At 68.1% G+C, this 13,191-nt stretch carries 11 protein-coding genes, 2 tRNA genes and 3 pseudogenes; 10 read left to right on the plus strand and 6 right to left on the minus strand.

Annotated elements, in window-relative coordinates; all coding sequences use genetic code 11:
* The 5 genes and pseudogenes from J7F03_RS19735 to J7F03_RS41090 form a co-directional block, all read left to right on the plus strand.
* Positions 1-499: pseudogene (locus tag J7F03_RS19735) on the plus strand (hypothetical protein); the annotation flags it as partial.
* A 42-nt stretch (positions 500-541) separates the two neighbouring features.
* Complete coding sequence (gene mycP / locus J7F03_RS19740; RefSeq protein ID WP_308379765.1) at positions 542-1,684, plus strand: type VII secretion-associated serine protease mycosin; 1,143 nt, start codon at positions 542-544, stop codon at positions 1,682-1,684.
* 53 nt (positions 1,685-1,737) lie between these two features.
* Positions 1,738-2,163, plus strand: coding sequence for a hypothetical protein (locus J7F03_RS19745; protein ID WP_214951190.1), 426 nt, complete (start codon positions 1,738-1,740; stop codon positions 2,161-2,163).
* Positions 2,164-2,175: 12 nt separating this feature from the next.
* Positions 2,176-4,509 carry a hypothetical protein gene (locus J7F03_RS19750; RefSeq protein ID WP_214951192.1) on the plus strand — a complete coding sequence of 778 codons (2,334 nt, stop codon included), beginning with the start codon at positions 2,176-2,178 and terminating at the stop codon, positions 4,507-4,509.
* Between the two features lie 218 nt (positions 4,510-4,727).
* Positions 4,728-4,982, plus strand: a pseudogene (locus J7F03_RS41090) (IS5/IS1182 family transposase); the annotation flags it as partial.
* An 8-nt stretch (positions 4,983-4,990) separates the two neighbouring features.
* On the opposite strand, the gene J7F03_RS19755 reads toward J7F03_RS41090, so the two are convergent.
* From J7F03_RS19755 to J7F03_RS42680, 3 genes are all read right to left on the minus strand, one after another.
* Complete coding sequence (locus J7F03_RS19755) at positions 4,991-5,767, minus strand: hypothetical protein (protein ID WP_214951195.1); 777 nt, start codon at positions 5,765-5,767, stop codon at positions 4,991-4,993.
* Between the two features lie 761 nt (positions 5,768-6,528).
* Positions 6,529-6,603 (minus strand) — tRNA-Gly (locus J7F03_RS19760).
* A 221-nt stretch (positions 6,604-6,824) separates the two neighbouring features.
* A complete protein-coding gene (locus J7F03_RS42680) occupies positions 6,825-7,058 on the minus strand; it encodes a GntR family transcriptional regulator (RefSeq protein WP_214951197.1) in 234 nt (77 codons plus the stop codon).
* A gap of 55 nt (positions 7,059-7,113) precedes the next feature.
* Here J7F03_RS42680 and J7F03_RS19770 point away from each other — a divergent pair.
* Positions 7,114-7,641: pseudogene (locus J7F03_RS19770) on the plus strand (hypothetical protein); the annotation flags it as partial.
* Between the two features lie 202 nt (positions 7,642-7,843).
* Here the strand turns inward: J7F03_RS19770 and J7F03_RS19775 are convergent.
* The 3 genes from J7F03_RS19775 to J7F03_RS19780 form a co-directional block, all read right to left on the minus strand.
* On the minus strand, positions 7,844-8,332 hold the full coding sequence (locus tag J7F03_RS19775) for a hypothetical protein (RefSeq protein WP_214951199.1): 489 nt from the start codon (positions 8,330-8,332) through the stop codon (positions 7,844-7,846).
* Between the two features lie 110 nt (positions 8,333-8,442).
* A complete protein-coding gene (locus J7F03_RS42015; protein ID WP_285440473.1) occupies positions 8,443-8,571 on the minus strand; it encodes a hypothetical protein in 129 nt (42 codons plus the stop codon).
* Positions 8,572-8,657: 86 nt separating this feature from the next.
* A tRNA-Cys gene (locus J7F03_RS19780) sits at positions 8,658-8,729 on the minus strand.
* Positions 8,730-8,988: 259 nt separating this feature from the next.
* Here J7F03_RS19780 and J7F03_RS19785 point away from each other — a divergent pair.
* The 4 genes from J7F03_RS19785 (at position 8,989) to J7F03_RS19800 (ending at position 13,170) form a co-directional block, all read left to right on the plus strand.
* On the plus strand, positions 8,989-10,455 hold the full coding sequence (locus J7F03_RS19785; RefSeq protein ID WP_214951201.1) for an MFS transporter: 1,467 nt from the start codon (positions 8,989-8,991) through the stop codon (positions 10,453-10,455).
* Between the two features lie 183 nt (positions 10,456-10,638).
* On the plus strand, positions 10,639-10,839 hold the full coding sequence (locus J7F03_RS19790) for a hypothetical protein (RefSeq protein WP_214951203.1): 201 nt from the start codon (positions 10,639-10,641) through the stop codon (positions 10,837-10,839).
* Positions 10,836-11,219, plus strand: coding sequence for a type II toxin-antitoxin system death-on-curing family toxin (locus J7F03_RS19795; protein ID WP_214951205.1), 384 nt, complete (start codon positions 10,836-10,838; stop codon positions 11,217-11,219). Before J7F03_RS19790 ends, J7F03_RS19795 begins: the two co-directional genes overlap by 4 nt.
* Positions 11,220-11,385: 166 nt before the next feature.
* Positions 11,386-13,170, plus strand: a complete 1,785-nt coding sequence (locus J7F03_RS19800) for a DEAD/DEAH box helicase (RefSeq protein WP_214951207.1) — start codon at positions 11,386-11,388, stop codon at positions 13,168-13,170.
* Positions 13,171-13,191 lie beyond the last annotated feature (21 nt).

Consider the following 13,191-nt stretch of genomic DNA (forward strand, 5'->3'; position numbering starts at 1 on the left):
GTCGGTGGATCAAGGCTTAGGCGGCATCGCCGGTCTACCTCCGCGCGACAGCGGGATCGTAGGCGGTCGGCCCGTGACGTTGGGTGGGCCGGGCGCGAGCATTCCGCAGGGCACCGTCATCGGCGGGGAAGGCACCCCGGCGGCCGGTCGTGGCATGGGCGGTATGGGCATGGGAGGCGGCATGGGCATGGGCGGTGGCGTTCCGCACGGCGGTGCCGGCAGTTCTATGGCCGGTCGCCGTCTCGCCACCGAACCGGGCGGGATTGTCGGCGGCCGCTCGATCGCGGGTGGTCAGCCGTTTACGCAAGGTGGTTCGGGGCTGGTTCGCGGTGGATTGGGTGCCGGTCCGGCGGGTAGTCCGATGGGCCACGGCGGTGCGGGTGCCCATGCTCCAGGCCGGCGGGGCGACGGCCAGCAGGGCGCACGCCCCAACTATCTGGCCGTGGATGGAGAGACTTGGCAGGGCGACCGTCGTGTCGTTCCGTCGGTGATCGACTGAGTGGAGCGGATATTGCACAGGATGCGTATGCCTAGGGCGACCGTGACCTTGGCGGGTTTCCTGCTGGCCGGGGTCGCCGCGACTCCGGCCCACGCGGAGACCGTTCGGGCACAGCAGTGGCATCTCACCTCGATGAGGGCCGATGACATCTGGGAGACCAGCACGGGCAAGGGGGTCACGGTCGCTGTCATCGACACGGGTGTTGGCCGCATCCCTGAACTGGAAGGGCAGGTTCTCCCCGGAAAAGACTTCGCCACCCAAGATGCGGGCGACGAACGGGCCGACTATGGGAAACATGGAACCACCATGGCTGCGTTGATCGCGGCCACAGGAAGGCATCCCAGCGGCGATGGATCGTTCGGACTTGCACCAGGCGCCAAGATCCTTCCGATCCGCGTGCCACATGAGTCTCGCGAAACGGCTCCGTCTTGGACCGAGGCAATCCGGTACGCGGCAGACTCGGATGCCAAGATCATCAGCATCTCGCTGGGCATGAGTAAAGATGACCCCGCACGACTCGATGCTGTTAAGTACGCCCTGTCCAAGGGGAGGTTGATCTTCTCCTCCGTGGGTAACGAGGGTGCCTCGACCAACGACGTCCTCTATCCGGCTGCAACGCCAGGTGTGGTGGGTGTCGGCGCTGTCGACCGGGACGGCAAGGTGACCGCGGAGTCGCAGCACGGTCCCCAGGTCGACCTCGTGGCCCCAGGCGTCGACATCGTCACGGCTTGCGCCAGCGACACTCAACTGTGCAAGAACCACGGTACGAGTGATGCGACCGCCCTCGCTTCGGCCTCGGCGGCATTGCTCTGGTCCGCCCACCCTGACTGGACCAACAACCAGGTGCTCCGGGTCATGATGAAAACGGCGGGTAAGCCCACCGACGGTGCCGAGCGCAGCGACTTCGTTGGCTACGGCATCGTCCGCCCCCGCATCGCCGTCACCACCCCAGGCGACCCCGGCCCGGCGGACGTCTACCCGCTCCCCGACCTGGCTGCGGCCGGCGGTGGTTCGGGGGCAAAGGGCTCGCCCGCCGCCTCCTCGGACGGCAAGACGCCCGCCCCTCGGGCCGAGGTGAAGAAGGACGACGGCAGCGGCCTCCCCTGGCTCGCCCTCGGGCTCGGTGCCTGCCTGGTCATCGGCGGAGCCGTCGCCGCGGTCGGCGTCCGGCGCAGGAACCGCTGACCGCGTAGCCGCGTAAGGCACGCAGCGCACGTACACAAGGAGAAGCGCACGCCATGTCGTTCGACGAGGAATGGTCCGCGGCCCGGACCGCCGCCGCTGCCAACGCGGCCATGCGGCTCGACCACGTTCCGGCCGCGCCCGGCCCCGGGGGTGGTCGCGGTGATCTGGAGCTCGACCAGGACCACATCGGTGAGGTCGGTTCCGAGGCCTACACGCTCCACACGCGGCTCTCCACGGACGGCAAGCACGCCGCCACCGCCACCGCCGAGGCGGCCGGTGCGCTCACGCGCGAGAACTTCGCGAGCGGCGCGGCCCTCCTGAAGGTCAACACCCGCTGGGAGAGCCGGCTCAAGACGCTCGTCGCGGCCTGCGCGAACATCTCCAACGGCCTGAACTACTCCCTCTCCTCCCACAGCAAGGAAGAGCAGCAGCTGCACGCCGATTTCACGTCCTCCAAGATCGACCGGCTCCTCGCGTAAGGCGGCGGACACGTGCTGACGTACGAGAACGTGATGAACGCACCCCTGGGCCCGCTCCAGACGGCGATCAAGGACTGGGCCGCGATGGTCACGAAGCTGAACGCGCTGGCGGAGTCGGCGCGGGGCGGCATGAAGGCCAAGTCGGACAAGGCCCAGTGGGACGGTGTCACGGCCGGTGTCGCACGGTCGTTCATCGACAAGACGGCCAAGGAGTTCGACGACGCGGCCCAGGAGGCCAAGGGCGTCCACAAGGTGCTGGCCGAGGGGTACGAGACCTTCAAGGCCTCCCGTGAGCAGCTGCGGAAGATCGCCGATGTCGAGGCTCCCGCGGCCGGTTTCCGGGTGGGCGCGAACGGCAAGGTCGAGGCGGTGCCCTTCGCCGACGAGGCGGACCGGTACGCCGCCCGCCACGACCCCGACCACCTGGAGTCCGTCCGCACGAACACGCGGCTGTGGCAGGCGAAGGTCGATGCGGTCATCGACGGCTGCGACGACGTCGATCAGTCGCTGTCCCGCATCCTCGCCGCCAATGTCACGGACGGCCGCGACTTCACCGCGGCCAGGTACGGGAGCCTGGATGCCGAGCAGGCCGGCCGCGCCGTAGAGCTGGCGAAGAAGGGACGCCGGCTCACACACGGGGAGCTCATCGAGCTCAACGAGCTGCTGGCCGACAACGCCAAGGTGGCGGAGTTTTCGACGAAGCTCTACGAGGCCCTCGGACCCAAGGGCGCGCTGGAGTTCTTCGGGACGATGTCCACGGACACCTTCGACTACGCGGAGCAGGACCCGGAACGGCTCGAGGACGTGCGGGAGCTCCAGAGGAACCTGGGCTTCAACCTCGCCACGGCCACGAACTCCACGACCGAACCGCACTTGACCGACAGCTTCGCCCAGGACCTGCGCAGGCTCGGCACCGAGCGCATCCCGCTGGCACGCTACGACCGGAATCCGGCCTACGGGTACCAGTTGCTCGGCGGCATCATGCGCTACGGGAACTACGACCCCAGGTTCCTGGTCCCGATCGCCGAGCACGCCACCCAGATCCACGCCAAGGACCCGGACTTCTTCAACCAGGCGCGCCAGATCCACGGCTACGGCAAGAACATGCTCAACCCGTCGGGCACCAACGGCGCGGGCTACGACCCGGTGGTCAGCTTCCTGGAGGCCCTTGGCCACAGCCCGGAGGCGGCCCGCCAGTTCTTCGACCCGGAGCGGCCCCCGCACGCGTACGACAGGGACGGCACGGAGAAGTCCGGCCCCGCGGACCTCGGCAGGGGTCCGGCGAGGAATCCGATCAAGAACTACCTCGATTTCTTCGGCAATCCGAAGTACGACTTCACGATCGACATGGAGAGCACGAATCCGAACGACCTGAAGAAGATCAGGCAGTTCATGCCGGATGCCCTCGGACACGCCCTGGAGGCGGCGACCCTCGGCCACGCCTGGGACGACCCGGCGCCGAAGCTGGAGCGGGGCGAGGTCTCGTCGCGCATCATGCAGGAGGTCGTCTCCACGTACGGAGGGGACGCGGCGCTGCTGAAGAACCAGGAGTCGATGGCGGACAGTCTCGGGCGCATGGGGGCGGGATACATCGATGACTTGAACGCCGGTCTGAGCAATGACCGCGACGGGAACGTATTCGAGAAGGCCGCCGCGGGGCACGCGACGTTCGAGCAGGAGCAAGCCCGCAAGTTCCTCAGCAGTCTGGGCCAGCACCCCGACTCGTACATCACGATGTCGAGGGCGGAGTCCATCTTCCAGGCCTCCGTCCTGGAGTCCCAGGTGGGCGCCGGCGGAAAGCTCAACGAGAGCGGTCTGAAGGAGGCGGCTCGGACGGGCGGCGAATTCCAGGGAATTCTGGACGAGTCCCGGGGCAAGCAGATCGATGCCGAAGCGGAGAAGTGGCTCAAGGACTATGACCGGGCCATGGAAAAACGCTCGGGCTGGATCGAGTTCGGCGCTACGGCAGGCATCGTGGCGGGTGTCGCCTTCCTGCCGGCCACCGTCATGGCCGCCGGCGCGGCCGCGGTAGTCGTGCCGCTCGCCGTGGACACCGGCAGCGGAGTGCTGGAGCAGGCCGCCGGCGGGCTCATCGACGATTGGTCGGCAGCCGAGTCCGAGCGCAAGAAGGACCAGGTCGAGGGCGCGGCCCACGAGGACAAGGCGAGCGTCTACCGACGAGGCGAGCTTCATGCCACAGGGCCTGTGGACAGGTTCCTGGAGCGGCACCCGATCGGCGGGGAAGACCCGCTCGACGAGGATTTGAGGCTGGCTTCCATGACTGGCTACAACTGGGGCTGGGGTCTGGAGAGGCACACGGGCAACGAGCCCCAGGTGAAGAAGTAGGCCAACCATCAGGAAAGGCCGCTCGGGGAGGATTTCCCTGAGCGGCTTTCGCCGTGGAAGCCGTGACCGGATAACTCGCTTTGCAGGGTTGTCCTGGCTGGTCAGAGCTGCGTCCGCAGCCGTTCACCGCTGTTCATCCTCGTACGGGCACAGGGAGGTGAAGGCTCCACGGAAAGCTCCGGACGGTCGCGTACGTCTATGAACGAGACGGAAACTGAGACGCGCGCCTACGACGCCCCCACCTGCGAAAATGGTTACGCGGGAAACGAATCGGCGTCCGCATCGCCCGTAAAGACGTCGAGTCCGGCGAACGCCTAGGCCGACAGAGGTGGGTGATCGAGCGGACGATGTCCTGCCTGACTGCTACCGCTGGCTCGACCACCGCGACGAACGCAATCCCGCAACTACCTGGCTTCCTCGGCCTCACAGCCGCCCTCTGCTGCGACATACGGCTCGCCTGCCTCACCAAATAGGACACGGTCTAAGCAAGAAGCCCGATCACTGCGGAGACGAGTGTTACCACGGGTGCCCCGATGTCTCCTACGATATTGGCCGTTTGTGCGAGGGCACCTCCAAGCATTTCGAGCATGCTCTTTCGCGGTTGAATCGCAAGTGCTTCATCCCTAAAGGCGTCGAAATCGCGCAGGCTCTGCTCTGCCTGCTCTCGGGGCATACGGCTTGCAGCCAGAGCTACTGCTTCTGTCAGCTGCTTCAGCAGATCCTTGACCTCGGCACTCCCGCTGGAGTTGTCGATGGCTTGAAAGCTCTCTTTGACCACGTTGCGATCCCCCACGACTCCATTGAAATCGCCTCCGACGTGGAACCGGTAGTCACTCATGGACAGACCTCCGCTGGCTACTATCACGTTGTCCCCGTTCACGATGTTGGTGACAATAGGGGAACTTCCGCTCGCCTCTTCGATTTTGCGCAGCTCAGACACGCGCCTTTCGCTCAGCATGCCCAGCACAGTGCCTCTCTCCTCCTGATTCATCATCTCTTCGGCCCCATAGGCGGCGGCCAGTATGGGATCCTGATCGAATCCGAATTTGCGAGGGCTGGACAGGAGGTCAATCCCCCTGTTCAGAAATATGCGCAGTCCTTGCGTCCCCTCTCGTTCCATTCTTCCCGCCGTGATATCCCGCAGAATCAGCCGAATGCACTCGTATTCGACATGTAGGCGACACAGGTGAAGCCTGAGGCGCCGCAGCGAATCCTTGTCGACACTCCGACTCTTGCTCCCTATCATCCAGATGCTCACCGGCACCCCATGATGGCTAACTCGGCAGTGCGTCAATTCCACTCCGATGTCTTGGCCTATGTCCACGATGGTCGCATTGGTCGGGGACTCAACTTCCCCAAAGGAGGATTCGACCAGGAGGAGAGGGCGCCCAGGGCGCACCCATGAAGGATCTAGACCGGACGGCGAGAGTGGTTCTTTCGTTGTCACCCGGAGAACATGCTTTGCCAGTGGCTGCCCAGCTTGCCCCATGCTGCAGCGTTGTCGGCGCTCTCCACCTCCCCAGGCAGGGACATAGACGGGGAACTCGAGCAAACCGTTCAACAGCTTGATGAATTCCTTGCTGGAGAACCCGGGGTGCCCTTTTCTCCCTGCCTTCCCTCCCGAAAACCCAAGCTCAAACCTGCCGACGACGAAACCGTCAGCACTGAATCTCCTGAAAGTGCAGTCAAATCCGGAGGTTCGTTCGTCTTCGGCGACAAGGGGTATGCATGACATGCAAGGCGGAAAGCGGATAACTCGGGCTGCATCACAAAAGACACCTTCGCCACGCCAGGGAGCGAGACCACCTCGTCGACGTTGGCGGACCGGGCCGGTCGAGCGCACAAAATCCCCGGGCTGCACCAGCGGCCAAGGCGGCAAAGAGAGTCTGCGGGAGTCGAAATCCAGGGTGGGTCGAGCGTCTGCAATGGGAAACTGCGCCACAAGGAACATCCTCAATCACCCCGCGCGCTTATCGGTTGGGCTTCCCTCGTCGCCGAGCTTGGAAGGAAGCCCGCCTCTGCGTCCTATCGGATTCGAACCGATGACATTCGCGTTGGAATTGCGAGGCTCTGGCCTGGCTGAGCTAAGGCCGCTTTCGGCCGGAGTGGCTACTACCCCATGGAGGGCCCGTAGGGTTTACAGCCCTGGGGATCTCGGGGAGTGGCGGTTCTCCGTAACTGTAATGGTAGTCCTGTTGAGGTCACCGGCAAGCTGATGTTCGCGTTTGAGGGCGGCCAAGCTGTGCGGCCTAGACCATTTGGACCCGCTTGCCAAGACCGTGTCCTAGCACTCCACCCCGGAAATTACACGCCAACTAAAGCTCGGCCGGCACATGTGGGCCACTAAGCACGCCATCTCTTGCGCGCCCCACTCCATGCCGGGCTTCGACATGGCCCGAGGTCTCGCGGACCGCGCGACGGACGGTGCCACGGGCGACACCGTACTTCCCGGCCAGCCGCGCCTCGCTCGGCAGCTGGCAGCCGGCGGGAAGGGCGCCCCTGCGAATCCGGCCCAACAGGTCGTTTGCGACCCGCTCGTACGGAGCCACCTCTGCGGCATTTCTGTGGCGGCCCGCCTACTGGCCCTGACCCTGCTGTTCGTGCAGGTCAGCGCCCACGCACCTCACCGACGCCGTACGTGAGCTGGAGAAGCAACGGGAGGCCAAGACGGTGAGCAAGCCAGGCAAGGCCATGACGGTCAAGGCCTGGCTGACGCACTGGATCGAGAACGGCGCACCCCTCACGGTCAACGACAAGCACGATGGTCGGGTCGGAGTCGCCGTACGGAAGCACCTGATCTCTGGCCTGGGGGCTCACCGTCTCGACAGGCTCACGCCCGAGCACATAGAGATCTTCTACGCGAAGATGCAGGCCAACGGCAGCAAGCCCGCGACTGCCCACCAAGTGCACCGCACCTTCCGTACCCGGCAGACGGTTGGGAAGCGCTGGGTAGAAGGGGACTGGGTGTTCCCCGACGAGCACGGGCGTAGCCCGTCCCACCGGAGGGACTGGGCCGAGTGGAAGGCTCTGCTCGTAGAACGGAAGGTTCGTGACGGGCGTCTGCACGACGCGCGCCACACGGCCGCCACGGTTCTGCTCATCCTCGGGGTGCCAGAGCGGGCACCGGCAGGTAGCTGACCGAGCGCGCGCGAACAGACCTCAAAGCACCGATGGACACGGCCGGAAGGCTAAGACCACCAAAACAGCCAGCGGCAGAGACACTGCGGCCCGTGTAGCCCAAACGGGCCGTTCTGCCGCCACCGTGCGGCCAGGTCGGGTGTCCAGTTCAGAACAGGGCGGGCTGCTCGCGCGGGTGGTGAGGGCGTGTGCGGGATCAGATGCGGAAGGTTTCCATCATCACGATGCCGACGGCTCCGGAGAGGGCTTCCTGCCACAGGGCGTAGCGCTCGCCGACGCTGGCGGACGTGATGACCTCGACGATCTCGTTGCCGTCGGGTTGGCGGGCCATCAGCCCGCAGGGCGCTTCGACGAGGTCCGCGAGGACGATCCTGCGCAGGTAGCGGCGCGTCGTCGGGTTGAGGTCCTTGAGGATCGGGCCGGGGAACAGCTCGTCGGCGCAGCTGACGGGTTCCAGGCGCTGGGAGGCACGGACCTGGGCCTGACTGGCGAGCCAGATGAACATCATGACGGCGGTGAGGAATCCGTCGTCGTTGAACTGGATCCGCTGCTCCATGTCCATGGTGCAGGCTTTGCAGCCCTCGTAGGCGGCGGCTATGGCCTGGTGTATCTCGGGGTGCGGGCCCCGGAAGTTCGGCCCGTTCTCGGGGATCTTGTGCTGGCCGTTCTTGGTGCAGGTGATCATGTGGTGCTCCGTGCTGGCTGAAAAAGGGGAAGGCGGCGAGGAGCCCGCCACGGTGGTGACGGGCCCCTCGCGGAACCTACTTGGCGCGCGTCACGCGGCGGCAAGCCGTCTCAATACACGCTGCGCTCGGCCTTGTCGGCGTAGCTGGGGTTCTCGCGCCACGGGTTGTAGGTGATGCGGACGGGACGGCGCTCGAACGCTGCTCGCGAGGGCGCGGCCGGCGTGCTCGTACCGGTCAACTGAGACGGGAACTGAGACGAACGCGGGAATGGGCGGCACCCCGTGTGGGGTGCCGCCCATTCGTTCTGCCTGTTCAGGCATTCAGAAGCCGTGACCGGAATCGAACCGGCGTAACTCGCTTTGCAGGCGAGTCCCTCAACCACTCGGGCACACGGCTGGGTTGTGGTGATGGGTATGACCGTACGGGGGCCCGTGCGGGTGGGGAAGGGATGCTCGGGCGGTGCAATGCGACTGTCATGCTCCGTTCACATTCCGGGTGCGGGCGTGCCGGGTCGCGGGGTGTGGGACCTGGGGTCGCGGGGCGCGGAGGGTGGTTCGTGCGGGCCGGGCCCGTCCTTTGGCCTAGGGCTGGGGACCGAGGGGGATACGCCGAAATGACAGGGTCGATCCCGGGCCACGCACCTTACTCTGGGGCGATGAGCGTCCTCCCGCAGAGAGCCACCGACCCCGCCCCGATACCGGCCCCCCCGCAGGGCGGGGGCGGGGTCTTCGGGCCCGCGTACCGGACGCTCAGCGTCGGGATCATCTCCGTCATCTTCCTGATTGCCTTCGAGGCCACCGCCGTCGGGACGGCCATGCCCGTGGCAGCCCGGGAGCTGGACGGGATCGGGCTCTACGCCTTCGCCTTCTCCGCCTACTTCACCACCAGCCTGTTCGGGATGGTGCTCTCCGGGCAGTGGGCCGACCGGCAGGGGCCGCTGCGGCCGCTGACCGTGGGGATCGGGGCCTTCGCCGCGGGACTGGTGTTCTCCGGGACCGCCGGAGCGATGTGGATCTTCGTGCTCGGGCGGGCCGTGCAGGGGTTCGGCGGCGGGCTGGTCATCGTCGCGCTCTACGTCGTCGTCAGCCGGGCCTACGAGGAGCGGCTGCGGCCCGCGATCATGGCGGCCTTCGCCGCGAGCTGGGTCGTGCCGTCGATCGTGGGACCGCTGGCCTCGGGCACGGTGACCGAGCACCTCGGGTGGCGCTGGGTCTTCCTCGGGATACCCGCGCTGGTCTTCGTACCGCTGGCGGTGGCCCTGCCGGCGATCCGGCGGACCGCGTCGGGGCCGGTGGACCCCGGCGCTCCGCCCGTCGCGTTCGACCGGCGCCGGATCCGGCTCGCCCTCGGGATCTCGGCCGGCGCGGGTCTGCTCCAGTACGCCGCCCAGGACCTGCGGTGGCTGTCGCTGCTGCCGGGCCTCGCCGGGGCCGCCCTGCTGGTGCCCGCCGTCCTGGGGCTGCTGCCGCGCGGGACCTACCGGGCGCGGCGCGGGCTGCCGTCGGTGGTGCTGCTGAGGGGTGTGGCCGCGGGGTCGTTCATCGCGGCGGAGAGCTTCGTACCGCTGATGCTGGTCACCCAGCGGGGGTTGAGCCCGACGCTGGCCGGGTTCTCGCTCGCGCTGGGCGGGGTGACGTGGGCGGCGGGCTCGTGGGTGCAGTCGAAGGGGCGGGTGGCGCCGTACCGGGTACGGCTCATGGTGCTGGGCATGATCCTCGTCGCGGCGGCGATCGCGGGGGCGCCGGCGGTGCTCGTCGCGTGGGTGCCGGTGTGGACGCTTGCGCTGGTGTGGGCGCTGGGGTGCCTGGGGATGGGGCTGGTGATCGGCTCCACGAGCGTGCTGCTGCTGAAGCTGTCGGCGCCGGAGGAGGCGGGGGCGAACTCCGCCGCGCTGCAGATCTCGGACGCGCTGGCGAATGTCGTGCTGCTGGCGGCGGGTGGCGCGGCGTTCGCCGCGCTGGGCGGGGGAGCGGTGGGGGCGGCGCACTCCGTGGCCGAGGGGGGCGGGGCTTCGCACCCGGGTGCGTTCGTGGTGGTCTTCCTGCCGATGGCCTGCGTGGCGCTGGTGGGGGCGTGGGTGTCGACCCGGCTGGACGCGGGGCCGGCGGGGCCGGCGGTCTGACCCGGTGACCCGTCGGCCCGTCAGGGCCGGGGTGTGGTCGGGTGCGGCGCCGTTGCCGGGAGCCGGCCCCGGGCCCCCGCGCCTCACACGCCGGCGGGGCTGGAAGCGGTCGTTGGGGCTGGAGTGGCCGGTGGGGGCTGAAATGGTCGGCCGGGTTGCACGGACGGCCGTTAGCATCCGGGGATGAGCGAGTTGATCATCGGAGTGCCCGACGCCGAGTGGGCGGAGTTGGCCGATCTGGCCGATGCCACCGGGCAGAGCGTCGAGGAGGCCGCGCTGGGTGCCGTGCGGGCCTGGGCGCGGGCGGAGCGGGAGCGGGCCGGGGGCGAGGCCGCGCGGCTCGCCGGGCGGCACGCCGGGCTGCTCAGGCGGCTCGGGGAATGACCAGGCACCTCACCCTCGCCGAGGTCCTCGACCTCGCGCGGTACGCCTGCCTCGCCCAGGACCAGCCCGTCGAGCTGCGCGCCCCCGGGCTGCTGGAGTCGGCGGTGCACCGGCCCAGGGCCCGGATGTTCGGGACGCCGGCGTACGAGGACACGTACGAGCAGGCGGCGGCGCTGCTGCACGGGATCGCCATCAACCACCCCCTCGTCGACGGGAACAAGCGCACCGCCTGGCTCGCCGCCGCGACTTTCCTCGCCCTCAACGGCGTCGATCTCGGCGACGTCGACCAGGACGCGGCGTACGGCCTGGTCATCGATGTGGCGGCCGGCGAAGAGCAGAGCGTCGCGCGGATCGCCGAGCGGCTGCGCGTCCTGGCGTGACGGATGTGACGCTCGCCGCACGCGCCGAGGTCACGGGCCTGTCCCTCCGCGAGGGGCGGGCCCGGGCCGGTAAGGTGGCCCGGTTGTCCTACGTACGACTGCCCGTACCGCCGGCCGTACCGCTGCCGGTAACCAGATACGCCGCCGAGAGCCCGAACCGGAGACCGTGACTACTACAGCCTCCCACCACCTCTCACCCGCCTTCCCCGGCCGCGCGCCCTGGGGTACCGCCAGCGCCCTTCGAGCCTGGCAGCAGGGTGCGCTGGACCGGTACCTGGAGACCCAGCCGCGCGACTTCCTCGCCGTCGCGACCCCCGGCGCCGGAAAGACCACCTTCGCGCTGACGCTCGCGTCGTGGCTGCTGCACCACCACGTGGTGCAGCAGATCACCGTCGTCGCGCCCACCGAGCACCTGAAGAAGCAGTGGGCGGAAGCAGCCGCCCGGATAGGCATCCGGCTGGACCCGGACTACTCCGCCGGCCCGCTGAGCAAGGACTACCACGGGGTCGCGATCACGTACGCGGGTGTGGGCGTGCGGCCGATGCTGCACCGCAACCGGTGCGAGCAGCGCAAGACCCTGGTCATCCTCGACGAGATCCACCACGCCGGTGACTCGAAGTCCTGGGGCGAGGCGTGCCTGGAGGCCTTCGACCCGGCGACGCGGCGCCTCGCGCTGACCGGAACGCCCTTCCGGTCCGACACGAACCCGATCCCCTTCGTCGCGTACGAGGAGGGCAACGACGGGATCCGGCGCTCCTCCGCCGACTACACCTACGGATACGGCAACGCGCTCGCAGACGGCGTCGTCCGGCCGGTGATCTTCCTGTCCTACAGCGGCAACATGCGCTGGCGCACCAAGGCGGGCGACGAGATCGCCGCGCGCCTCGGCGAGCCGATGACCAAGGACGCCATCTCCCAGGCCTGGCGTACGGCGCTGGACGCGCGCGGCGACTGGATGCCGAACGTGCTGCGCGCCGCCGACCAGCGGCTGACGGAGGTCAGGAAGGGCATCCCGGACGCGGGCGGGCTCGTCATCGCGGCGGACCAGGACTCGGCGCGCGCCTACGCCAAGCTGATCCGCGAGATCACGGGTACGAAGGCGACCGTCGTGCTGTCCGACGACACGGGCGCCTCGAAGCGGATCGACGAGTTCGCCGCGAGCAACGACCGCTGGATGGTCGCCGTCCGGATGGTGTCCGAGGGCGTCGACGTGCCGAGGCTCGCGGTCGGCGTGTACGCCACCACCATCTCGACCCCGCTGTTCTTCGCGCAGGCCGTCGGGCGTTTCGTGCGTTCGCGAAGGCGCGGCGAGACGGCGTCGGTGTTCCTGCCGACCATCCCCTACCTCCTGGGCTTCGCGAACGAGATGGAAGTCGAGCGCGACCACGTGCTCGACAAGCCGAAGAAGCAGGGCGAGGAAGACCCGTACGCCGAGTCCGAGAAGGAGATGGACGAGGCGAACCGGCAGGAGGACGAGGACACCGGCGACGAGGAGCAGATGTCCTTCGAGGCGCTGGAGTCCGACGCCGTCTTCGACCGGGTGCTCTACGACGGCGCCGAGTTCGGCATGCAGGCGCACCCGGGCAGCGAGGAGGAGCAGGACTACCTCGGCATCCCGGGACTGCTGGAGCCGGACCAGGTGCAGATGCTGCTCCAGAAGCGCCAGTCGCGGCAGATCGCGCACAGCCGGCGCAAGCCGGACGCGGAGGCGGACCTGCTGGAGCTGCCGGCCGACCGGCGCCCGGTGGTCTCGCACAAGGAGCTGCTGGAGCTGCGCAAGTCGCTCAACACGATGGTCGGCGCGTACGTCCACCAGAGCGGCAAACCGCACGGGGTGCTCCATACGGAGCTGCGCCGGGTGTGCGGCGGGCCGCCGAGCGCGGAGGCGACGGCGGGGCAGCTGCGGGAGCGGATCAAGAAGGTCCAGGAGTGGGCCACGCGGATGCGGTGAGCGGTTCCCACGGAATGTGGG

Origin of the sequence: Streptomyces sp. ISL-43 (assembly GCF_018614195.1) — a bacterium.
Lineage (GTDB): Bacteria > Actinomycetota > Actinomycetes > Streptomycetales > Streptomycetaceae > Streptomyces.

Coding starts and splice junctions, on each gene's coding strand:
- J7F03_RS19790 (WP_214951203.1), top strand. CDS start 10,639: ATGAGCGAGTTGATCATCGGAGTGCCCGACGCCGAGTGGGCGGAGTTG.
- J7F03_RS19785 (WP_214951201.1), top strand. CDS start 8,989: ATGAGCGTCCTCCCGCAGAGAGCCACCGACCCCGCCCCGATACCGGCC.
- J7F03_RS19795 (WP_214951205.1), top strand. CDS start 10,836: ATGACCAGGCACCTCACCCTCGCCGAGGTCCTCGACCTCGCGCGGTAC.
- J7F03_RS19775 (WP_214951199.1), bottom strand. CDS start 8,332: ATGATCACCTGCACCAAGAACGGCCAGCACAAGATCCCCGAGAACGGG.
- J7F03_RS19745 (WP_214951190.1), top strand. CDS start 1,738: ATGTCGTTCGACGAGGAATGGTCCGCGGCCCGGACCGCCGCCGCTGCC.